Here is a 21,983-nt window from a genome sequence, read left to right on the forward strand (position 1 = left end):
AGGTTCACTCGATGTTGTATTTCACGCGGTGGAAGGCGCTAGGGATCATCCTGATTGCGCTGATCGTGTGCCTCTGCGCGGTCCCGAACTTCTTCCCCGAAGCGCAGGTCAAGACGTGGCCCGCCTGGGCGCAGCGCCGCCTGGTGCTCGGCCTCGACTTGCAGGGTGGCTCCTCTCTGCAGCTCGAGGTCGACTCCAACTATGTGAAGAAGGAAAAGCTCAACCAGATCCGCGACGACGTCCGTCGCGTGCTGCGCGAGGCCAAGATCGGCTATAACGGCGCTCCCACGGTCCGCAATGACGCGGTCGAGGTCCGCATCGCCAAGGAATCCGATGTGCCGGCCGCACTGTCCAAGTTGCGTGAGCTTGCGCAGCCGATTGGCGGCCTTATGGGGTCCAGCGGTCAGCGCGACCTTGAAGTCGCCGATTCCGGTGGCGGATTGATCCGCCTCAGTATTCCGGAGTCCGCGATGATCGAGCGTTTGCGCAAGACCATCGAGCAGTCGATCCAGATCGTCGAGAAGCGCGTCAACGAGCTCGGCACCGTCGAGCCTATCATCCAGCGTCAGGGTAACGACCGCATCCTGGTGCAGGTGCCGGGTTTGCAGGATCCCACCCATTTGAAGGAACTGCTGGGCAAGACTGCGAAGATGGAATTCCGCATGGTCGATCCCTCGGTGCCGCCGGACCAAGCGCAGCAGGGCGGATTGCCGCCGGACTCCGAGCTCCTGCCGAGCGCCACGCCGCCGCCGCCCAGCTACGTGGTCAAGAAGCAGGTGCTCGTCTCCGGCAGCGATCTGACCGACGCCCAGCCCGGCTTCGACCAGCGCACTGGCGAACCCATCGTCAGCTTCAAGTTCAACACGTCGGGTGCGCGCAAGTTCTCGCAGGCGACCCAGGAGAATGTTGGGGTGCCCTTCGCGATCATCCTCGACGGCAAGGTGATCTCGGCGCCGGTCATTCGCGAGCCGATCACCGGCGGCCAGGGCCAGATCTCCGGCAGTTTCACCGTGCAGTCGGCCAACGATCTCGCGATCCTCTTGCGCGCCGGCGCGCTACCTGCGCCGCTGACTGTCGTGGAAGAGCGCACGGTCGGTCCGGGCCTCGGCCAGGACTCGATCGAGAAGGGCGAGCTCGCCGCCTATGTCGGCTCGATCATGGTCGTCGTGTTCATGCTGTTGACGTATAGGCTGTTCGGCGTGTTCGCCAACATCGCCGTCTGTATCAACGTCGCAATGATCTTCGGCCTATTGTCGCTGCTCAGCGCCACGCTGACACTGCCCGGCATCGCCGGCATCGTGCTCACCGTCGGTATCGCGGTCGACTCCAACGTGCTGATCTATGAGCGAATCCGCGAGGAGTTGCGCGGCGGGAGAACCCCGATCTCGGCGATCGACGCAGGCTTCAAGCGGGCACTTGCGACTATTCTCGACTCCAATATCACCACCTTCATCGCCGCTGCGGTGCTGTTCATGATCGGCACCGGTCCGGTGCGCGGCTTCGCAGTGACGCTCGGCATCGGCATCATCACCACGGTCTTCACCGCCTTCACCATGACCCGCCTGATCGTGGCATGGTGGGTGCAGTGGAAGCGGCCGAAGACTGTGCCGATTTGATAATTCGAGGCCGGCTGTGACCACTACTCAACTCGTTCTCATTTCTCTCGGCGTCTTGATTGCTGTGCTGACCGTGGTCAGCGTGCTCGGCCTTCTGCCGTCGCTGCGCATCGTGCCAGACGATACGCATTTCGACTTCACCCAGTTTCGCCGCATCTCGTTCCCGATCTCGGCGACGCTCTCGATCGTCGCCATCGTGCTATTCTTCACTCATGGCCTGAATTTTGGCATCGACTTCAAGGGGGGCACCCTGATGGAGGTGCGCGCCAAGTCGGGCACAGCCGACCTCGCGCAGATGCGCAGCACCCTCGGCAGCCTGGGTCTTGGCGAGGTTCAGCTACAGCAATTCGGCGGTCCCGCCGACGTGCTGCTTCGCGTGGCCGAGCAGCCGGGCGGCGACAAGGCGCAGCAGGCCGCCGTGGACAAGGTTCGCGGCGCTCTCGGCGAATCGGTGGAGTATCGCCGCGTCGAGGTGGTAGGTCCGCGCGTCTCCGGCGAACTCCTGGGTTGGGGCATGGCCGGCCTGATGCTCGCGATCGGCGCGATCCTGATCTACCTCTGGTTCCGGTTCGAGTGGCAGTTCGCGCTCGGCGCCATGATCGCCAACGTGCACGACATCGTGCTGACGATCGGCTTCATGTCGATCAGCCAGGTCGATTTTGACCTGACCAGCATCGCGGCGCTTTTGACGATTCTCGGCTACTCGCTCAACGATACCGTCGTCATCTACGACCGCATCCGCGAAATGTTGCGGCGCTACAAGAAGATGCCGATGCCCCAGCTCCTCAACGAGTCCATCAACTCGACGCTGTCGCGCTCGATCATCACCCACGTCACGGTGACGCTGGCCTTGCTGGCGCTGCTGCTGTTCGGCGGCCACGCCATCCACAGCTTTACCGCGGTGATGATGTTCGGCGTCGTGCTGGTCGGCACCTACACCTCGATCTTCATCGCGGCCCCGATCCTGATCTATCTCGGCGTCGGCGAGCACCGCGAGGACGCCGTGGATACGGCTACGCCGGCCAAGAAAAACCGGCCATGATCCGAACCGCATGCCCTCGCAAGAGTTTGCGAGGGCAGTAGCCCACTCGGACGAAACCCATGGCCGGCGATCCCAACGCTCCACATTTCCCGCGCTCGGCGCCGATCGACGCCTATGGCAAGGGCGGCTTCGCCTTTGCCGGGATGTCGCATCGCGGCTCGCTGCTGTGCCTGCCCGACGCGATCTGGGCCTGGGACGTGACCGACCCCGCCAAGATCGACCGTTATTCGCTGGAGCGGGTCTTTGCCGCCGCCAACAGCATCGACACGCTTCTGATCGGCACCGGCGCCGGCGTCTGGTTGCCGCCGCCGGAGCTGCGCCAGGCGTTGAAGGCGGTGAGGGTGGTGCTGGACACGATGCAGACCGGACCAGCCGTGCGTACCTACAACATCATGATCGGCGAGCGGCGACGGGTCGCGGCGGCTCTGATCGCGGTGCCATGAGCGGCGGCGCGTCAGCGGCTGATGCTGCCTTTTGCGCCGATCTCGTGCGCACCCATGATTTCGCACGCTATGCAACGACCCTGTTCGTGCCCGCCAATGAACGCCGCGCGCTGCTCGCGCTCTATGCCTTCAATGCCGAGATCGTCCGCGTCCGCGATCAGGTGACCCAGCCGCTGCCGGGCGAAATCCGCCTGCAATGGTGGACCGACATGCTGGCCGGCCACGTCCATGGCAGCGCCGAGGGCAATCCCGTCGCTGCCGAGCTTCTGGCTGCGATCCGCGACCACGATCTGCCGGTCGATCCCTTGTCGCGGCTGGTCGAGGAGCATCAGTTCGACCTCTACAATGACCCGATGCCGACCATGGCTGCGCTGGAGGGGTATCTGACCGAAACGTGTTCGGCGCTGCTGTCACTTGCCGCGCGGATCTGCGCGCAGCCGTCGGAGGCGGTCGATCATCTTGCCCGTCACGCCGGTCTCGCGCAGGGCATGGTGCAGGTGATCGCCAGCCTGCCGCGCGATGCTGCGCATCGCCAGCTCTTCGTGCCGCAGCAGACACTAGAAAACCATGGCAGCGCCATTGAGCAAGTGTTTGCCGGCAAGGAGACGCCGGCGCTGCGCGCGGCCCTGGACGAGTTAGCCGGCGAAGCGCGAGAGCATGTCGCGATGGCGACCTCGCTGCTGGCGGAAATACCGCCGCCGGCAAGGCTGGCGTTCCTGCCGCTGGCAGTGGCGGGCCGCGACCTGGCGCGCCTGTCCCGCGCGGATCGCAATCCCTTCCTGCCGCAGCCGCCGACGCGGTTAGGAACCCTGTGGACGCTCTGGCGCGCCTCGCGGTCGCGGCAATTTACCAAATAGCGGCTCCCGTATCGCGGCAGCCGGTCAAATGCCGTATATTGCCCCATGGCCGAAGCACTCGACACCACCTTGCACGATACGCCGAATCCGGCGGTCGACCTCGACGGCCTTCCGGTCACGCTCGCCGACGTGCGCGCGGCTGCGGATGTGGTCCGCGGCGCCATCGTCGAGACGCCCTGCAATTACAGCCGGACGCTGAGCGCGATCTGCGGCTGCGATCTCTGGCTCAAGTTCGAAAATCTGCAGTTCACCTCCTCGTTCAAGGAGCGCGGCGCCCTCAACCGTTTGACCGCGCTCTCAGTGGAGGAACGGCAACGCGGCGTCATCGCGATGTCGGCCGGCAATCACGCGCAGGGTGTTGCCTATCACGCCAAGCGCCTCGGCATTCCCGCGACCATCGTGATGCCGGTCGGCACGCCGATGGTGAAGATCGAGAACACCAGGCATCACGGCGCCGAGGTGATCGTCACCGGAGCGACCCTGGAAGAAGCCGCCGTCTTCGCGCGCGAACACGGCGAGGCGCGCGGCATGATCTTCGTCCATCCCTATGACGATCCGCTGGTCATTGCCGGGCAGGGCACGATCGGACTCGAGATGCTCAAGGCGGTGCCGGAGCTGGATACGCTGGTCGTCCCGATCGGGGGCGGCGGCTTGATCAGCGGCATTGCCATTGCCGCCAAGGCGCTCAAGCCGTCCTTGCGAGTTCTTGGCGTCGAGGCGTGGCTCTATCCCTCGATGTACAACGCCATCCATGATGGCAACCTGCCCGCGCGCGGCGATACGCTGGCCGAAGGCATTGCGGTGAAGTCGCCGGGCAAGATCACGACCGGGATCGTCCGCCGCCTCGTCGACGACATCGCGCTGGTCAACGAGGCCGAGCTCGAACGCGCCGTTGCGACCCTCATCTCGATCGAGAAGACGGTGGTGGAGGGCGCTGGTGCCGCCGGACTTGCGGCGACCATGAGCGATCCCTCGCGCTTTGCCGGCCAGAAGGTCGGTCTCGTCCTGAGCGGCGGCAATATCGACACGCGGCTGATCGCCTCGGTGCTGACCCGCGAGCTCGCGCGCGAGGGGCGCTTGACGCAATTGTCGCTCGATATCCCAGACAGACCGGGCCAGCTTGCCGCGGTGGCGGCGCTGCTGGCGGAGGCGGGCGCCAACATCATCGAGGTCTCGCACCAGCGGACGTTCTCCGACCTGCCGGCCAAGGCGACGCTGCTTCAGCTCGTCATCGAGACGCGCGACGCCGCGCATCTCGACGAAGTCATGGCCAAGCTCGGTGCATCCGGCCTGAGCGCGCGCTGCACGTGAGGGAGGCGCGCCCCGCGTGCTATCGCGGCGTCAAACTCGCGAGGTGGCGGATCAGCCGATCGATCTCGGATTCCGTGTTGTAATAATGCGGGGATGCGCGCGCGACTACCGGCAGCGAGCGTGCTTCGGCATCGATGCGGGTGCTGGACGGATGTGAAGCGCCGATGGTGATGCCGGCGACAGCGGCGCTGCGCACAATGGCGTCCGCCTCATGCCCGTCCATCGTGAAGCTTACGATGGCGCTCGGCGCGCGGCCGAGGTCGCGAATGGTGATGCCACGAATGGAAGCGAGGCCGCTGCGAAGACGGTCCGCGAGCATGCGGCAGCGCTGCTCGATAGGGCCGAGGCCGATCTCAAGGGCATAATCGATAGCGGCGCCGAGGCCGCGCCGGGCCGCGTAATTGTTCTCCCAGGTCTCGAAGCGGCGCGCATCGTCGCGCAGCCGATATTCATCGCGCGAGATCCAGGGCGCCCCGAAGTGATCGATCATCGGTGGCTCGAGCTGCTGCATCAATGCCCTGCGGACATAAAGAAAGCCGGTACCGCGCGGGCCGCGCAGGAATTTGCGGCCCGTGGCCGACAACATGTCACAGCCGATGGCTTCCACATCGACTGCCATCTGGCCGATCGCCTGGCAGGCGTCGAGCAAATAGGGAATGCCGTGCGCTCGCGCGATCTTGCCGATTGCCGCTGCGGGATTGACCAGCCCGCCATTGGTCGGAACCCAGGTGATGGCGATGAGTTTCACCCGCTCGTCGATCATGCGTTCGAGCGCTTCGATATCGAGCTCGCCGCTGGCATCGCTCGGCACCACGTCGATGACCGCGCCCGTGCGCTTTGCGACCTGAAGAAACGCAACATAGTTGGCGGCGTATTCCGCCTCGGCGGTCAAAATCCGATCGCCCTTACGAAATTGAAGCGCGTAGAACGCCATCTGCCAGGCAACCGTCGCGTTCTCCACGAGGGCGATCTCATCGGGGGCAGCATTCAGCAGGCAGGCCACCGAGCCATAGACTGCTTCGAGCCGATCGGACTCCCGGTCGGCGGCGGCATAACCTCCGATCTCGCTCTCCAGATCGATATGCCCTTTCATCGCCGCGACAACGGGTGCCGGCATGAGAGCAGCGCCCGCGTTATGGAGATAGGCGAGCCGGTCAGCGGCCGGCGTGTCGGCACGTATTCGGTCGATGTCGATCACCCACGCCTCCGCTTTTCGCGATCGTCGTGCATGAATTAGACGCGTCGAGGAATGCGAGCAAGATGGCCCGGCTTGGTTTCAGATGCCGAGGCCGAGCACAGACTGTCAGCTCGCCGGCAGATCCGCTTCGAAATTGAACCGGTCGCGCAAGTTCTTGCGCTGCTCCAGGATGTCCTTGAGGAACGCGCGGTCCTGGTCGCTCGTCATCATCGGCTCGATCAGATCGAGCTGGTTCATCGCCACGAGCTGGAGGATCTCGGTGCGCGGCTTGCCGCCGGCATCGCGCGGCAGCGCGTGCACGATCTGGATGTGCTCGGGCGGCTTTGGCCCCTTCGCAGCCGTAAGCTCGTTACGAAGCTGGTCTTCGAGCGCCGACTGGTCGGCCTCGACAAAGGCGTAGAGCCCGACGCCGGAACGGCGGTCGGCGAAGGCGACGATGGCAGTATCGCGCACGGCGGGATTCTTGCGGATCAAGTCGGCCAGCACGGGCGCGTCGTTGACGAGCCGGCGGCCACCGCCCTCGCGGTCGGTGAAATTGAAGAGACCGCGGGTGATCGCGCGGTAGACCTTCTTGCCGGTCGCGAGCCAGAGGCTGGCGGCAAAGGATTTCTTCGCGAGGATCTTGCGCTCCCTGGGCGTCAGCGCCTCGGGCGCATAGGAGCGTTTGTGCTTCAGCAGATGCCTGAGGTCCTCGTAGGCAAGAATGCGGTACAGCCGGCCGCGACGCTCAAAGCAGGCGGCGAGCTGGAAGTCGGTCACATAGGCGCGGCCGTCGCGGCCGACCAGCCAGTTCTGCTCCTTCGCCAGGTCGTTGTGGCAGATGCCGGCGCGGCGCAGCCGGCGCAGCGCGTCTTTGGCGGAACGGAAATAGGCGACATTGCCGTGCGGCTTGGCCAGATGCAGCGCAACGCCGTCGACGAAGCCGCGGACCAGCGCACGTCGGCCGGCCCATAGCAGCTCGGGGCCGACATTCAGGCCCTTCGCGAGCGCCAGCGCGTGTTTCTCGCGCGCGAACAGATGGCGCGCGAGCACGAACGACCACCACGGCACCTCATCGAGCCGGCGCAGCACCGCATCGACCTCTCCACGCTCACTCCCGAAACGGCCGCGCTCGACAGTCGAGAACACGTCGCGCTTCAGGAGTACGCCCTCGGTCCAGCGCGCCGCGAGCACCGTGGCGTCTTCTTTGGGTAGGTTCATGACAGGCTCACGCCGCTGCGGCGATGTTTTGGTGATCGGCGATCCAGCGATCGAGCTCGGCGAGCGCGCGGGCGCTCAGCGCCTGCTTCTTGGCCACCGTCTTCTCGTTGCCGCGCAGCCGCGTGCCGTCAGGCTTCTTGGTCGGCAGGACGGCAAGCGGCGGAAACAGGCCGAAATTGATGTTCATCGGCTGGAACGAGCGCGTGCCCGGCTCGATGGTCTCGATATGGCCGCCGGTGATGTGGCCGAGCAGCGATCCCAGCGCGGTCGTCGCCGGCGGGCTCGCGAGCTGCTCGCCACGCGCATCCGCCGCCGCATAGAGGCCGGCGATCAGGCCGACGCTGGCTGATTCCACATAGCCCTCGCAGCCCGTCATCTGCCCGGCAAAGCGGAGCCGCGGTTGCGCACGCAGCCGGAGCTGGCCGTCGAGCAGCTTTGGCGAGTTGAGGAAGGTGTTGCGATGCAGGCCGCCGAGGCGCGCGAATTCGGCATTCTTAAGGCCCGGAATGCTGCGGAAGATGCGCTGCTGCTCGCCGTACTTCAATTTCGTCTGGAAGCCGACGATGTTGTAGAGCGTGCCGAGCTTGTTGTCCTGGCGCAGCTGCACGATGGCATACGGCTTGGTCGTCGGATCGTTCGGATTGGTCAGCCCAACCGGCTTCATCGGGCCGTGACGCAACGTCTCGGGCCCGCGCTCGGCCATCACCTCGATCGGCAGGCAGCCGTCGAAATAGGGCGTGTTGGTCTCCCACTCCTTGAACTCGGTCTTCTCGCCGGCAATCAGCGCGGCGACGAAGCCGTCATACTGCTCCTTCGTCATCGGGCAGTTGATGTAGTCGGCGCCATTGCCGCCGGGACCGACCTTGTCGTAGCGCGACTGGAACCAGGCGACCGACATGTCGATGGAGTCGCGGTGCACGATCGGCGCGATCGCATCGAAAAACGCGAGCGCGTTTTCATCCGTCAGCTCGCGGATCGCGTCCGCCAGCGGCGCAGAGGTGAGGGGACCGGTTGCAACGATCACGTTGTCCCAATCGACCGGCGGCAGGCCGGCGACCTCGCCGCGGGCGATCTCGATCAAAGGATGCTCGTTCAGCGCCTTGGTGACGGCCGCGGAAAATCCATCGCGGTCGACGGCCAGCGCGCCACCTGCGGGAACCTGATTCGCATCGGCCGCGCGCATGATCAGCGAGCCGAGCCGGCGCATTTCGGCGTGCAGGAGGCCGACGGCATTGTTGGCGGCATCGTCGGAGCGGAACGAGTTCGAGCAGACGAGCTCGGCGAGCCCATCGGTGCGGTGAGCCTCGGTCATGCGGCTCGGCCGCATCTCGTGCAGCACCGCGGATATGCCTGATCTGGCAACCTGCCAGGCGGCTTCGGAGCCGGCAAGGCCTGCGCCGATGATGTGTACGGTCTTGGAATGAGATCCTGTCATGGGCGCGACAGGTAGCGCTTTTCAGTGTCGAGTGGAATCGCCGAGATGGCGTTTCTCACCCCAGAAACGACAACGCCCGCACGAAGCGGGCGCTATCGGTTCGTCCGGTCCGTGAAGGCCAATCAGCCCTTGAAGGCGCCGGCGGCAACGCGCGGAATGTCCGAACGGTCGAGGCCGATGTCGGCCAGCTCGCGATCGCTGAGCTGCGAGAGTTCAGCGACATTGCGCTGATAGTCCCGGAACGCGTGGATCATACGAATGAGCGAGAGCAGCATGGTAGTCTCCTGTAGTTCGATTCAACCCTTGACCTGGGCGTCATCGTTGAAATGAATATAGGTCGGACTGCTGCACTGCAGAAGTTCCGATGTTGCGATGCAGCTAAGCGGTCAGCGCATAGCGCCGGTAAGGGACGATTAACCCGTTGGCGCTCCCAGCCATTCGCCAAAGCCGTGCCCCATAAAGCGCGATAACGCCCCGTGAAACCACGGGTTTTAACAGTTTCTGTGAGCTTTATTCGTTACGGAAATATGTTGCGTTGTGTCCGCTGCAAGCCGCCAGGCGGAATTAATGCCTTATCCTTCGTATGCGCGAATCGCATGCATTATGATTCATAGAACTGATTTTAAATTCACTATTTTGTCATCTGAAGCGGCTGGCGAGGAGACGAGGCGTCAGGGGGCTTCAAGGGTGGAAGCGAAGATTGCTCAGGTCGGAGCCGGCATCGATTCCGACTTAGACTCGTTCACGGGCCGCCGATTTCCGGTCCGAGGGACCAGACTGCGCCTCGCATCATCTTTCGCTGCGACGCACACACGCCGAGCGTGTGATGGCCAAATTACAGAGTTGTAATGAAAATCAGAAATTTCGCATGAGGCTCTGCGCGCCGCGCAACATCACGCAATTCTCGCGCGGAATTCATTCTCAAAACTTGCAGCGGTCGACGAACAATCTGATCCGCAGATTCCGGCAATGATGTCGGGCTGCGCAACAATATAAGGAAGGTAACAATGAAGACGTTACTAGGGGTCATCGCAATTGCTGCCGTCGCATTCGCCGTCGCTCCCGCGCAGGCCGCGAAGAAGATGGGCGGATGCAGCTCGTCCAATCTCGAGCAAACCGAGACTGCGATCGAGAACATGTCCGACGGTGACAGCAAGTTCACCGCGCAGAAGGAGATTGCTGCGGCCCAGGATGCGCTGCTGAACGGCAAGATGGGTGTTTGCGGTGCGCACCTCAACAAGGCGATGCACGCCACCGCGGGCAAGTAACGCCAGGGAACCAAGGAGGGCCGGTCGCGACGCGATCGGCCCCTATTTTTAGCTTCCTAGGGGGCGCGTGCGAGCTGGGTCGCGAAATAGGCGACCGTCTTCGCGTAGACCTCGCTCTTGTTCCATTGCTGGAGCACTGCAAAGTTGGGGCCGCCAGGCTCCCAGTCCTTGCCGCGCTGCCAACCGTAGTTCGCAAGATAATTGGCCGTCGAAGCGAGCACGTCGGGCGCGCTATGCAGAAGATCGCGACGGCCATTGCCGTCGAAATCGACGGCATATTTCATCCAGGATGACGGCATGAACTGGGTCTGGCCGAGCTCGCCGGCCCAGGCACCCTTCATCTCGTTCGGCGCGAGATCGCCGCGCTGGACGATGCGCAGCGCGTCCATCAGCTCGCCGCGAAACTGCTCGGCGCGCCGGCAGTCATAGGCAAGCGTCGCGAGCGAGCGCAGCGTCGGAAACTTGCCGGTATTGACGCCGAAATCGGTCTCCAGTCCCCAGATGGCGACCAGCACCTCGCCGGGCACGCCATAGGTCTGCTCGATCCGCGACAGCACCGAGCCGTATTGCTTCATCATGTTGGAGCCGCGCTGCATGCGGGGCGGCACCATGCGGCCGGAGAACTCCTCAAAGCTCTGGCTGAAGACCTTTTGCGAACGGTCGCGGGACAGCACGCTTTGATCGAGCGTGATGCCGGCAAGGCCGGCCGTGATCGCCTGCTGCGAGATGCCCTTGGCGGCGGCTTCTGTCTTGAAGTCGGCAATCCAGGCATCGAAATTGCCCGAACCGCAGGCGACCGCCGCGAGCGTGGGCCCGGCTGAGGCAATCGAGGCAGTGAGGGCAAAGGCTGTGAGGGCGAGACGAGAGATCGTCGGGGTCATTCGAGCAAATCGATTTCCATGAAGTGGTATGACCGGCGGTGCGGAATGTCGGTTCCAACCGCGGCTAAAACAAGGCCCATGGACCGGTGGGGGGCCCGTGGCGTCTGCTCAAGCAAGAGCAGGGTTAAAGGAACGATATTGGGCGAGTCCGCAAGCGATCAACCGGCGGACTCGCAGCAACGTGATTTCCGTTTCACTCCGACCGATTCCGCCAGGGGAACAGGTTGGCGGGGAAATCCGCCGCCGGTTTGCGCGGGCGCGGCGGCGGAGCGTCATGCCGTGCGTTGGGATCGGACACGATCACCTTCCGATAGAGATGCCAGGTGGCATGGCCGAGCAGGGGGATGACGACGGCGAGACCGAGGAACGCCGGGATGGTTCCCAGCGCCAGCAGCACCGCGACGATCACGCCCCAGGCCGCCATAGGCACCGGGTTCTTCGCCACGGCGCGCAGCGAGGTCACCATGGCTTCGCCGGCGGTCGCGTGCCGGTCGAGCATCAACGGGAACGAGATGACGCTGATGCAGAGCGCGGCCAGCGCGAACAGGAAGCCGACGCCGCAGCCGACCACGATCAGCCACCAGCCTTGCGGTGTCGTCAGGACGTGCTTGAGGAAGTCGGAAATGCCGGTGACGCCTTCATAGCCGAACGCCGCCACGTAGATCGCCTGCGCGGTCGCAACCCAGGTCACGAACAGCGCGAGCAGGAGTGTGCCGAGCCCGAGCATGGCGCCGAAGGAGGGCGAGCGAAGCACGTCCATGGCATCCCAGGCGCTGGCGTTGTCGCCGCGTTCGCGCCTGCTGCTGAGTTCATAGAGACCGAGCGCCGCAAACGGGCCGATCAACGCGAAACCCGCGGCCAGCGGGAACAGCAGCGGTATCACCGAATAGCCCATGGCGATGCGTGCGAGCACGAGGCCCAGCACCGGATAAATGACGCAGAGGATGATGGCGTGGCTCGGCACCGCCTTGAAATCCTCCCAGCCGCGCTTGAGCGCGTCATGCAGATCGGACAGTTGGATGGTTCGGATGATCGGGCCAGCCTCGTCAGCAGGCTGGGCCATAGGGACATTGCCCTGGTAGAGTGTGGCCATGGTCGCTTGCTCCCTTGCGGCGCGGCCGAATGCCGCGCCGGCAACGGCGCAAGCGGCCGCTATTTTCCAGACAATCGCGATTCCAGACCAGACGCGAAGAACGGAGGGGATCGCGAACTGAGATGGAAAGCGTACTCCCATTCGCAGGGGCTGTCCCTCACGCTTGGGTGAAATTCGATGTCGCAGTGCAACCGCGAATATGTCATTCGGTCGTCATTTCGCCGCAGATAAGCTGATGCTGTGACATGCCTCGCGCAAGCAGCGGACGCGGCACAGAAACTTGGTCTACAGGTTGGTACCTGAGACCCTTTCAACGGATCTTTTTCGGGGAGCATACATGAGCATTTTCGGTAAAATCGTCAGCGCGATCTTCGGCAGCCATCCTGCCGCGGCTGCGCCGACCGGGGGCGCGACCTCCGGTGGAGCGCCGGCGGGCTCCGCTCCTTCAGGCTCCACTCCTTCAGCTTCTGCGCCGTCGGCCGCACCTTCCGCTGCGCCATCCGCCGCTCCCGCACAGACCGTGGACGTGGCCGCGATCGTCGACAAGGCGGTCGCCGCGCACAAGGGCGAGAAGCTGGAATGGCGTACCTCGATCGTCGACCTCATGAAGGCGCTCGACATCGATTCCAGCCTCGCTGCACGCAAGGATCTCGCCAAGGAACTCGGCTACACCGGCGACACCAACGATTCCGCGACCATGAACGTCTGGCTGCAGAAGCAGGTCATGTCCAAGCTCGCCGCCAATGGCGGCAAGCTGCCGCCGGAGATCAAGCACTGACGGTAAGTGCCGTCGGCGTGGAAAAAGGCCCGCAAATCGCGGGCCTTTTTTTGTGCGTGGACTCATCAACGCGCAACCATGTCGCGATTGACGCAAGCATCCGTCCCCGGTCGCGCTTCATCGCGATCCAAATCGTTTTTTGGCAGCGTCGCTGATTGGCGTGTAAAGGCTCACGAGCGTTCCTTCGGGATCTCGAAACTGGGCCGTGCGATTTCCCCAGGGCATCATCTTCGGCTCATGCACCACTTCGACGTGATCTTTCAGCCGCGCAAATTCAGCTTCCACATCGTCGACCTGAAACTCGATAATAGCGGTACGGTTGACGGCGGGCTCCGCGCTCCCTTCCTTGAATAGCGCCACCGTCTCGACGCCACCAAAAGCGAGCGTTGCCGAAGGAGTGACTATTTCGGCGAATACCGGCGCCAGCCACTCGGCCGTTTTGCCGGTCACTTTCTCATAAAAGTCGACAAGCCCCTTGATGTCTGCAGCGATCAGACGAGTTGAAGCAAATCTCACAGCGTAGTCTCCTGTAGGTCTCCTGCGCATCGCGCGACGCCTGACCCGTAACGCCGTGCTGCTGACAGCATACTGTCAGCAGCAATCCCAGCATCGATGCAGCACCGACACTTTGTCAGAAGGGCACAGCAGCCTCTGGTCCATCGCGACACGGTGCGCCGCCGCGCGAGCTTAGTTGCTCACGGGGTAAGGCTGACATTGCCTGCGCAGCGTTGCGCAACCAGGTCGATGGATATGCGGCCCAGTGTCGGGTCTTACCCAACGAGATCTGCATATTCCGGGTGCTTGTCGAGATAGTCGACGACGAAGCCGCAGCCGGCGACCACCTTCCTGCCGTCGCGCCGGATCAATTCGAGCGCACCCTTGACCAGGTCGGATGCGATGCCGCGACCGCGTAGCGCGCGCGGCGTCTCGGTGTGGGTGATGATCATCGCCGACGGCGTCAGCCGGTAATTGGCGAAGGCGACCTCATGGCCGACATCGAGCTCGAAGCGGCTCTTGTCCTTGTTGTCGCGTACCGATGCCGACATGCCAATCCTTCTCGTCAGTCGTTCAAGCCCTGATCTAGGCGTGTGAACCCGCCTCTGCCAAGGCGCGACCAAGGGACAAGGTTGCAGGGGAGATATCCGCCACATGCGTGTCTCGATTGGTCTCGTGGCTTCGCTGGCTGTGCTGACGCTGACCGGGACTGCGCCGGCATCGGCCTCGGATAGCGAGGCGGCGGAGCAGGCCTGGGACGTCTGTATCGGAACCACGAGCGCGCTGGACGATCGCGTCAAGGCCTGCTCGGCGGTGATCGACGCCAGGAGCGGGACCGGCCACAAGCTCGCCGCCGCCTATTGCAACCGCGGCCATGGCCTGACCGAGAAGCGCGAGCTCGATGCCGCGCTGAGCGATCTCGACGAGGCCGTCAAGCTCGACCCGACCTCCGCCTGCGCCGTCAACAATCGTGGCCGCGTTTACGCCTTCAAGCACGATTTCGACCGTGCCATCGCCGACTATGACCAGGCGATCAAGCTCGATCCGTCGATGGCGATTGCCTACGACAACCGCGGCGAGTCCCGCTACAACAAGGGCGATCTCGACGGCGCGATCGGCGACTATGGCATGGCGATCAAGCTCAACCCCAACTATGCCTTGGCTTACGGCAACCGCGGCCTTGCCTTCTATCGCAAGCGCGACATGGCGCATGCGCTCGCCGACTACACCACCCGCATCAAGCTTGCGCCCGATCTGCTCGCCTATATCGACCGCGGCAACGTCTATCGCGACAGCGAGCAGCTCGATCGCGCCGCCGACGACTATGGTGAGGCGATCCGACTGGCGCCGACCGATGCGCGGGGGTGGCGCAATCGCGGCTTGATCCGGCTCTTTCAGGGGGACAACAGAGGCGGCGTTGCCAACTACGACAAGGCGCTGCAATACGACCCTTCCGACGTCTTTTCCTGGAACAACCGCGGCCAAGCCAGGATGCGGCTCGGCGACAAGCAGGGCGCGATCGCCGATTTCCGCAAGGCGCTGGAGCTGAAACCAGACCTGTCGACCGCACGCGAGGCGCTGCAGAAGCTGGGCGCCATGTAGGACGCATATTCATAGAGGTGCAGACGTCAGCCTTCCGGTGGTCAAACGAAGGTTTGGCGATCAGTCAGGGCGTTGCTGCTCGCGACCCAGAGCATCTCCAGCCAACGCCGCACCACGATACGCGTCTGTATCCCGGCGCTCCCAATTCAATTCCGCGTCCGCAGGCGCCGATCGCCACGTCTCACCAGAATCCAATCTTCCTCGGCGCGATCCTTGTTCACCGGTATGGCCATCCCTCATAGAAGCGCACATCCGACGCCAGGGGCGGGACGGACGAGCCGATACTTGGTGGCGGTCCGTATGGATCGATCCGGTCGTCCTCAGGGCGATAACGATATCGTGGAACAATATAATAATCCCAAGGGGTCGGCCTTATCGCGGGCACCGTGACAACAAGCCTCTGTCGTGGTTCACGAACGACGTGGGCCTTCCGCGCTTGGGCTGCAGCACCAGACGTCCCCAGGCCACACAGCACCAGGGCCGTTCCGAGAGCGCACGCGACGTACATGATCTTCATGCCTCGGCCTCCTTGGCAGAGAGTGCTAAAGGACTCAAAGCAAGGCAAGCTAATTCGCTCTCGACTTGCTTGAATGACCGCTCTGGCCCAGCTCGGACCACGAGATACTTGCGCGGCTGTCAGGGGCGCAGCGGACCTCTTGCGTGCCCTGACTGCGGCGCGGGCTTCTGAGTAAACGCTTTGGTTGGATCAACCCCGCAGGCTGTCGTTTGCTTGAGGCCGCTTCGATGGCAAAGAAACACGGGTTCGCCCTTGCAACCGTGCTTCCGGTTCCCACGTCTTGTTGCAGGACATACGCCCGAATGCGGCCGGCAGGGTCGCTGAACATTCGGAGTGTCGTGATCGCCAGCCGCCGACGTATGCCTCTTGTGCAGGAGGTTACGATGTCGGACTTTGGTTTTTTGAATACTCACCGAACATGGGAAGACTGGTGCGGGATGCTGCTCGGCGCGCTGATCGTTGCGTCGCCGTGGTTTCCCGTCCAGGATCAAGCGGCGATCGTCGGACACCAGGCGGTGATCCTGAACACGGTCGCAGTTGGCCTGGTCGTGTTTGGCCTCAGCCAGCTCGAATATGTTGCGTTGCAGCGCTGGCAGGAGGTGGCGACGATCCTGGTCGGGTTTTGGCTAATCGTCTCGCCCTATGTCCTCGGCTATTCCAGCGAGGGCTTTCTGCGCGTCTACCACACCAGCCTCGGCGCGCTGGTGGTTCTGCTTGGCATTCTCCAGCTCTGGCAGGATTGGGAGCTGAGCGACCAGGACATGCTCAAGCACGGGCAATAGGGGGTCCGCAGGGCCCATCGCGCGATCGGCGGGCCCTGCGCCAGCTTATCTCTTCACGAGATCCGCGTAGTCCGGATGCTTGTCGATCCAGGCCTTCACGAAGGGGCATTGCGGGATCAGCCTCAATCCTGCGGCGCGGACCTGATCGAGCGCGCCTTGCACGAGCTTTGAGCCGACACCCTTGCCGCCAAGCTCTTTCGGCACCTCCGTATGCTCGAAGGTGATGACGTTGCCGTCGAGCCTGTAATGCTCTGTGGCGAGATGGCCTTCCACTTCGAGCTCGAAGCGGTGATGGGGCTTGTGGTCGATGACGTCGCTCATGTCGTCTCCCGTCAGCTCTTCAGCGAGTCCGTCAGCATCTTGCGGATCGACCAGACTTGCCCGTCGGATGAGCCCGTGATGTCGTCGATCTTCCAGCCATTGGCCTCGCGCATCAACTCATAACGCACGACCTGGTCGGCGGGTTTGCGGTCGTTGCGGTGACCGGTGATGGTTACCGCAAGCGTGGCCTTGTCGGTGTCCAGCTTCTCCGTGTCGACCGTGAAGGATTTGACGTCGGGGTCCTGCGAGTTGGTCACGGGATCGAAATCGACCGGCCCGACATCGCCCTTCGGCGTGTGCGCATCGGCCTTGGCCCGCAGTGCGACCAGCGATTTCGAGAGATATTTTGCCTTGGCGGCCTTGCTCTCGATGATGAAGGCGCCGCCGCCATCGCCTTTGCCCTTGGCGGCGTGGGTATAGATCGCGGTCAGGATCGCGACGGGATCGTTGGCGGAGGGGGCCTGCGCGGCGGCCGCGTCGACAATGGCGAGAAGCGAGGCTGCGACGAACGTGCGGCGGTTGAGCATGGGATGTCCTGAGATCGGTTTTACCCGCGCTTATAGACCGGATGCCCGGCCGGCGGTGTATCTCAGTAGAGCTTCGCCGCGGTGGATTGGTTCAATCGGCCGCCTTGGCCAGCCGCGAATCCTCCGCGGGTTGCGGCCGCAGGCAGCCCTTGCAGATGACGAGCGATCGCTTGACCCGTGACTCCGGGTCGGCCTCGATGCCGTCCTGGGCCTGCCACGACTCCTTCGAGTAAGGCTGGAGCGCCGCGACCGACTTGTCCTCGTTGGTTCGGGCGGCAGTCCGCGACGCGTGCACCGGCTTGGGTTGATTGGGATCCTCGCCGGCACCGTCCCAGGCATAGCGTGCCGGGGCGAAAGCGGGATCGGCTGCAAGCCGCGCTTGCGGGGCGGCGGCGCATCCGGCGAGCGCCAGCGACAACAGGAGAAAAGCGGGCGCTTTGGACATGAGGCGGAACTCTGTACGAGGAGACGAATGAGGGTTGCCGATCATGTTTAAGATTTCCTGAACGATCGAAGCGATCGCGACGACCAAGGCGAATGAGACTCTTGATCCTGACATGCCTCCTCGTCGCCGGCGGCCTCGCTCGCGCCGACGAAGCAAAATCGTTCAATCCGGCCGACTACCCCACCGAGGTGCAGAAGGCGCTGCGCTACGCTGATCAGGAATGCCAAAGCCAGGGCAGCGGCGCGGTGAGCTTTGCGCCCGATACGGTGCGCAAGATCGATCTCACCGGCGACGGCCGCGACGATTACATCGTCGATTTCCGCGACACGACATGCACTGGACGCGAGGCTGCCTATTGCGGCAGCGGCGGCTGCGTCATGAACGTTCTGGTGACGTTGCCGAACGGCGATGTACGCCGCGTGTTCGACGGCTATGTCCGGAACTACGAGATCAAGCCGATGCCGATGAAGCGGGGAGCGGCGCGCACCATCCGCTTCGAGCTGCATGGCGGCTATTGCGGCGGGCACGGCTCGCAGTCCTGCTTCAAGGAGAAGGCGATCTCCACGACGCCCTTCGCGTTCAAGATGCCGTAATGGCGCTCTGCGGCCAGCGGTCTTGCGGTGCTGCTGATGATGGCGATAAATGGATCGCGAAAAGCGGTCCGCCTTGCGCGCCGTCCGCCAGCGAAGAGGAAGCCCTATGCAGCCATTGCGGATGTCCCGCCGCGTCATGAACCTCGCTCACATGCTGACGCAGAATGCGCGGCGGCACGGGTCCCGGCCGGGTTTCGTGTGGGGCGAGAGGTCCTGGACCTGGCGCGAGATCGACGCGCAGGTATCCGCGCTTGCCACTGCGCTTGCGGCACGCGGCATCGACAAGGGCGATCGCATTCTCGTCCATTCCAAGAACGGCGACGAGATGTTCTTCTCGATGTTCGCCGCGTTCCGGCTCGGCGCGGTCTGGGTGCCCACGAACTTCCGCCTGATGCCGGACGAGGTCACCTATCTCGCGCAGGCCTCTGGCGCGAGAGGATTTCTGTGCCACGGCGATTTTCCCGAGCACGCCGCGGCCGTGGCCGGCGGCGCGCTGGAGTTCACCTGGCGCATTGGTGACGGCGCGTTTGGCGAGACTACCGTAGCGGAGGCGATCAACAGGCATGCCGGCGCCGAGATCGAGAACGTCGCCGTCGAGCATGACGATCCCTGCTGGTTCTTCTTCACCTCGGGCACGACCGGCCGTTCCAAGGCGGCCGTGCTCACGCATGGCCAGATGGGTTTTGTGGTCACCAATCATCTTGCCGACCTGACGCCGGGCACCACGGAAGCGGATGCCTCGCTCGTGGTGGCGCCGCTGTCTCATGGCGCAGGCGTGCACCAGCTCATGCAGACCGCGCGCGGCGCGCGCACCGTGCTGCTGCCGACCGAGAAATTCGACATCAACGAGGCGTTCCGTCTGATCGAGACGCATCGCGTCAGCAATCTCTTCACCGTGCCGACGATCCTGAAGATGATGGTCGAGCATCCCGCGGTCGACAAGTTCGACCACTCCTCGCTGCGCCAGGTGATCTACGCCGGCGCGCCGATGTATCGCGAGGACCAGAAGACCGCGTTGAACAAGCTCGGCAAGGTCATCGTGCAGTATTTTGGTCTCGGCGAGGTCACAGGCAACATTACCGTGCTGCCGGCGGCTCTGCACGATTCCGAGGATGGTCCGCACGTGAAGCTCGGCACCTGCGGTTTCGAGCGCACGGGCATGCAGGTCTCGATCCAGGACGACGAGGGCCGCGAGCTCGGGGCCAACCAAAGCGGCGAGATCTGCGTGATCGGGCCTGCGGTGTTCGCGGGCTATTACGACAACCCCGAGGCCAATGCGAAGGCGTTTCGCAACGGCTGGTTTCGCACCGGCGATCTAGGCCACATGGACGAGGAGGGGTTCGTCTACATCACGGGACGCGCCTCCGACATGTACATCTCCGGCGGCTCCAACATCTATCCGCGCGAGATCGAGGAGAAGATCCTGACGCACCCCGCGGTCGGCGAGGTTGCCGTCCTCGGCGTGCCAGATCCAACCTGGGGTGAAGTTGGCGTTGCCGTTTGCGTTGCGCGCGAAGGTGCAAAGCCCGTGAGCGAGGCGGAGATGGCGGCGTTCCTTGGCCCCAAGGTGCCGCGCTACAAGATGCCGAAGCGCTTCTTCTTCTGGGAGGCGCTGCCGAAGTCGGGCTATGGCAAGATCCCCAAGCGGATGGTGCGTGACGAGCTCGAGGCGCGCGGCCTGCTCGATCTCGACAACAAGCAGGCGGGCTGAGCGCGGATCATGCGGAGCATCAAGCAGCCGGGCGCACCGGTGGCCGAACGCATCCAATGGGTTGAGGCGAGGGGACGGGCCTTCTCGTTCAGGCTCGAGGCCGGCATGCCATTGCTGGAAGCTGCGCGCCGCGGCTTTGCGGCGGAGGGGTTTGACGGCGGCGTGCTCAACTTTGGCCACGGTGCATTGGGCCCGTTCGCTTACGTGATGCCGGCGCTGTCGAAGACTTCTGAGAACGCCGCGTTCTACAGCGAGACGTTTCGTCCCAAGGGGGTGACGCGTGTGCGGCTCGGAAGCCTGACGCTGGGCAGGCGCGACGGCGCGCCGTTCTTTCATTGCCACGGGCTCTGGACCGAGGCAGACGGCCGCGCCAGTGGCGGCCACATGCTGCCGGAGGAGACTGTCGTCGCCGAGCCGTTCGAGGTCGTCGCGTTCGGCATCGACGGCGCGACGTTCACGGCGGAGCCTGATGGCGAAACCAACTTCAAGCTTTTCGGGCCGGTGGCCGCCGAGGTCAGCGGCGCGCGCAGCACGGCCCGCGCCTTCGCATTGCGGCTGCGGCCAAACCAGGACTTCGCTGGGGCTCTCGAAGGCTTCTGCCGGGAGCGCGGTATCGCGCGCGCGAAAATTCACGGCGGCGTCGGCTCGACCATCGGCGCGCGCTTCACCCATGGCGGCGCGACCGAGCCCTTTGCGACCGAGCTGACCATGACCGCCGGCACGATCGCGCCGGGACGTTCCGGCGCGCTGGAGGCTGAGCTCGACGTCGCCCTTGTCGACTACACCGGCGGCCTCGCCGAGGGTCGCTTGGTCCGCGGCGACAATCCCGTGCTGATGACCATGGAGGTGGTGCTGGAAGTGTTGGAGTAGGTGCGACCGGTGCTTGTGGCCGGCTCGCGATGCTACTTTTATATGCGTAATGTTCTTGTTATGTTCAATTTCGTGTGGTGTCGCACTTGGCGGCGACTGGCTGAGGATCGGATATGGGCAGAAGAGGCAATCGTACGATCAATTTGCCCGCGCCGTATTTGAAACGAGTCTGGCTTGAGCCGTCGAAGATATCCAATCGGGAAGCCTATCCGTTTTGCCTTCCAATCTTCGCCAATGACTTCGAGCTCCGTTTTGAAGCCCCCATCACCATCATTGTCGGAGAGAACGGCACCGGCAAATCCACGATCCTGGAGGGCGTTGCAGCGCTTGCCGGCTACGACGACGCCGGCGGCGGCAAGGGTTATATGCCGGTCGATCATTCCCAAGCGCTGGAGAAGATGGGCGGTCAATTGTCGAAGGCGCTGCGCGCGAGCTGGCTGCCCAAGATCACCAACGGTTGGTTCTTTCGTGCCGAAAGCTTTTTCACTGTTGCGAGATATCTCGATCAGGCTGCGCGCGATGTCGGCGCGGTTGGCCCTGACTTCCTCTCCCACTCGCATGGCGAGGGTTTCCTGCGCTTCTTCGAGGAGCGTTGCCAGCGCCAGGGCATCTTCATCTTCGACGAGCCGGAATCCGCGCTCTCGCCGGCGCGCCAGATCGAATTCCTGAAGCTGCTGCGGCGGATGGAGGACTCCCGCATCTGCCAGGTCATCATGGCTACGCACGCGCCGATGCTGATGGCCTATCCCAATGCGACCCTGTTGCGACTGACCAAAGGCCGACTGGCGCCGGCGACCTTATGGGAGACCGACCATTTCAAGGTGCTGCGCGAGTTCTGCGACGATCCGGCCGGATTCATCGATACGGCGCTCCAGGACCAGTAGCGGGCGCCGGACATTGGGAGAACGCGACGTCGTCAGACGCCACGAAGGGCCTCGATCCCGTCCAAAACTACGCTACCATGGCTGCAGCGCGCGTCAGTCGCGTAAGAGACCAAC

The 21,983-nt window shown here is 63.8% G+C and carries 24 protein-coding genes; 13 read left to right on the forward strand and 11 right to left on the reverse strand.

Translation table 11 applies throughout. The features are described 5' to 3' along the window. Positions 1–11 precede the first annotated feature (11 nt). Genes secD through ACV1FX_RS26200 form a run of 5 tightly spaced genes read left to right on the forward strand, consistent with a single transcriptional unit; the run spans position 12 to position 5,269 of the window. Positions 12–1,616: a protein translocase subunit SecD gene (gene secD, locus ACV1FX_RS26180; RefSeq protein WP_473120454.1), complete on the forward strand. Its 1,605-nt coding sequence runs from the start codon at positions 12–14 to the stop codon at positions 1,614–1,616. Positions 1,617–1,632: 16 nt separating this feature from the next. Further along, complete coding sequence (gene secF, locus ACV1FX_RS26185; RefSeq protein WP_473120455.1) at positions 1,633–2,658, forward strand: protein translocase subunit SecF; 1,026 nt, start codon at positions 1,633–1,635, stop codon at positions 2,656–2,658. A gap of 59 nt (positions 2,659–2,717) precedes the next feature. After that, complete coding sequence (locus tag ACV1FX_RS26190; RefSeq protein WP_458145407.1) at positions 2,718–3,101, forward strand: Mth938-like domain-containing protein; 384 nt, start codon at positions 2,718–2,720, stop codon at positions 3,099–3,101. Further along, positions 3,098–3,958: a phytoene/squalene synthase family protein gene (locus ACV1FX_RS26195; protein WP_473120456.1), complete on the forward strand. Its 861-nt coding sequence runs from the start codon at positions 3,098–3,100 to the stop codon at positions 3,956–3,958. Before ACV1FX_RS26190 ends, ACV1FX_RS26195 begins: the two co-directional genes overlap by 4 nt. Positions 3,959–4,003: 45 nt before the next feature. After that, positions 4,004–5,269 (forward strand): threonine ammonia-lyase, encoded by a 1,266-nt coding sequence (locus tag ACV1FX_RS26200; RefSeq protein WP_473120457.1) that lies wholly within the window; start codon positions 4,004–4,006, stop codon positions 5,267–5,269. A gap of 19 nt (positions 5,270–5,288) precedes the next feature. On the opposite strand, the gene ACV1FX_RS26205 is transcribed toward ACV1FX_RS26200, so the two are convergent. From ACV1FX_RS26205 to ACV1FX_RS26220, 4 genes are all read right to left on the reverse strand, one after another. Next, a complete protein-coding gene (locus tag ACV1FX_RS26205; protein WP_473120458.1) occupies positions 5,289–6,467 on the reverse strand; it encodes an aminotransferase class V-fold PLP-dependent enzyme in 1,179 nt (392 codons plus the stop codon). 105 nt (positions 6,468–6,572) lie between these two features. Continuing rightward, on the reverse strand, positions 6,573–7,667 hold the full coding sequence (locus tag ACV1FX_RS26210; protein WP_473120459.1) for a serine/threonine protein kinase: 1,095 nt from the start codon (positions 7,665–7,667) through the stop codon (positions 6,573–6,575). A gap of 7 nt (positions 7,668–7,674) precedes the next feature. Beyond that, the gene (gene trmFO / locus ACV1FX_RS26215) at positions 7,675–9,102 is read right to left on the reverse strand and encodes a methylenetetrahydrofolate--tRNA-(uracil(54)-C(5))-methyltransferase (FADH(2)-oxidizing) TrmFO (RefSeq protein WP_473120460.1); all 1,428 of its coding nucleotides are present in this window, start codon (positions 9,100–9,102) and stop codon (positions 7,675–7,677) included. A 122-nt stretch (positions 9,103–9,224) separates the two neighbouring features. After that, entirely contained in the window at positions 9,225–9,377 is a 153-nt protein-coding gene (locus tag ACV1FX_RS26220) for a DUF1127 domain-containing protein (protein ID WP_473120461.1), read from the reverse strand. A 732-nt stretch (positions 9,378–10,109) separates the two neighbouring features. Here ACV1FX_RS26220 and ACV1FX_RS26225 point away from each other — a divergent pair. Continuing rightward, a complete protein-coding gene (locus ACV1FX_RS26225; RefSeq protein WP_473120462.1) occupies positions 10,110–10,370 on the forward strand; it encodes a hypothetical protein in 261 nt (86 codons plus the stop codon). A 56-nt stretch (positions 10,371–10,426) separates the two neighbouring features. Here ACV1FX_RS26225 and ACV1FX_RS26230 read toward each other — a convergent pair whose 3' ends face one another. After that, the gene (locus ACV1FX_RS26230) at positions 10,427–11,251 is read right to left on the reverse strand and encodes a lytic murein transglycosylase (protein WP_473120463.1); all 825 of its coding nucleotides are present in this window, start codon (positions 11,249–11,251) and stop codon (positions 10,427–10,429) included. A 193-nt stretch (positions 11,252–11,444) separates the two neighbouring features. Then, positions 11,445–12,344 (reverse strand): DUF2189 domain-containing protein, encoded by a 900-nt coding sequence (locus ACV1FX_RS26235; RefSeq protein ID WP_473120464.1) that lies wholly within the window; start codon positions 12,342–12,344, stop codon positions 11,445–11,447. Positions 12,345–12,681: 337 nt separating this feature from the next. Here ACV1FX_RS26235 and ACV1FX_RS26240 point away from each other — a divergent pair, with 337 nt between their 5' ends. After that, positions 12,682–13,122 carry a DUF3597 domain-containing protein gene (locus ACV1FX_RS26240; protein WP_473120465.1) on the forward strand — a complete coding sequence of 147 codons (441 nt, stop codon included), beginning with the start codon at positions 12,682–12,684 and terminating at the stop codon, positions 13,120–13,122. A gap of 117 nt (positions 13,123–13,239) precedes the next feature. On the opposite strand, the gene ACV1FX_RS26245 is transcribed toward ACV1FX_RS26240, so the two are convergent. After that, complete coding sequence (locus ACV1FX_RS26245) at positions 13,240–13,638, reverse strand: VOC family protein (RefSeq protein WP_473120466.1); 399 nt, start codon at positions 13,636–13,638, stop codon at positions 13,240–13,242. 254 nt (positions 13,639–13,892) lie between these two features. Next, positions 13,893–14,168, reverse strand: coding sequence for a GNAT family N-acetyltransferase (locus ACV1FX_RS26250; RefSeq protein WP_473120467.1), 276 nt, complete (start codon positions 14,166–14,168; stop codon positions 13,893–13,895). A 103-nt stretch (positions 14,169–14,271) separates the two neighbouring features. On the opposite strand from ACV1FX_RS26250, the gene ACV1FX_RS26255 reads away from it, so the two are divergent. Further along, the gene (locus ACV1FX_RS26255) at positions 14,272–15,219 is read left to right on the forward strand and encodes a tetratricopeptide repeat protein (protein ID WP_473120468.1); all 948 of its coding nucleotides are present in this window, start codon (positions 14,272–14,274) and stop codon (positions 15,217–15,219) included. 900 nt (positions 15,220–16,119) lie between these two features. Then, positions 16,120–16,518, forward strand: a complete 399-nt coding sequence (locus ACV1FX_RS26260) for an SPW repeat protein (protein ID WP_473120469.1) — start codon at positions 16,120–16,122, stop codon at positions 16,516–16,518. A 45-nt stretch (positions 16,519–16,563) separates the two neighbouring features. Here ACV1FX_RS26260 and ACV1FX_RS26265 read toward each other — a convergent pair whose 3' ends face one another. The 3 genes from ACV1FX_RS26265 to ACV1FX_RS26275 form a co-directional block, all read right to left on the reverse strand. Continuing rightward, positions 16,564–16,839 (reverse strand): GNAT family N-acetyltransferase, encoded by a 276-nt coding sequence (locus ACV1FX_RS26265; protein ID WP_473120470.1) that lies wholly within the window; start codon positions 16,837–16,839, stop codon positions 16,564–16,566. A gap of 11 nt (positions 16,840–16,850) precedes the next feature. Next, the gene (locus ACV1FX_RS26270; protein ID WP_473120471.1) at positions 16,851–17,366 is read right to left on the reverse strand and encodes a DUF3828 domain-containing protein; all 516 of its coding nucleotides are present in this window, start codon (positions 17,364–17,366) and stop codon (positions 16,851–16,853) included. A gap of 91 nt (positions 17,367–17,457) precedes the next feature. Next, positions 17,458–17,811 carry a hypothetical protein gene (locus tag ACV1FX_RS26275; protein ID WP_473120546.1) on the reverse strand — a complete coding sequence of 118 codons (354 nt, stop codon included), beginning with the start codon at positions 17,809–17,811 and terminating at the stop codon, positions 17,458–17,460. A gap of 92 nt (positions 17,812–17,903) precedes the next feature. Between ACV1FX_RS26275 and ACV1FX_RS26280 the strand changes: the two genes are divergently transcribed. From ACV1FX_RS26280 to ACV1FX_RS26295, 4 genes are all read left to right on the forward strand, one after another. After that, on the forward strand, positions 17,904–18,404 hold the full coding sequence (locus ACV1FX_RS26280; protein WP_473120472.1) for a hypothetical protein: 501 nt from the start codon (positions 17,904–17,906) through the stop codon (positions 18,402–18,404). 106 nt (positions 18,405–18,510) lie between these two features. Continuing rightward, positions 18,511–20,115: an acyl-CoA synthetase gene (locus tag ACV1FX_RS26285; RefSeq protein WP_473120473.1), complete on the forward strand. Its 1,605-nt coding sequence runs from the start codon at positions 18,511–18,513 to the stop codon at positions 20,113–20,115. A 9-nt stretch (positions 20,116–20,124) separates the two neighbouring features. Beyond that, positions 20,125–20,985 carry a PCC domain-containing protein gene (locus ACV1FX_RS26290; RefSeq protein ID WP_473120474.1) on the forward strand — a complete coding sequence of 287 codons (861 nt, stop codon included), beginning with the start codon at positions 20,125–20,127 and terminating at the stop codon, positions 20,983–20,985. 113 nt (positions 20,986–21,098) lie between these two features. After that, on the forward strand, positions 21,099–21,869 hold the full coding sequence (locus tag ACV1FX_RS26295) for an AAA family ATPase (protein ID WP_473120475.1): 771 nt from the start codon (positions 21,099–21,101) through the stop codon (positions 21,867–21,869). Positions 21,870–21,983: the final 114 nt, after the last annotated feature.

This window comes from Bradyrhizobium ingae (assembly GCF_055791185.1).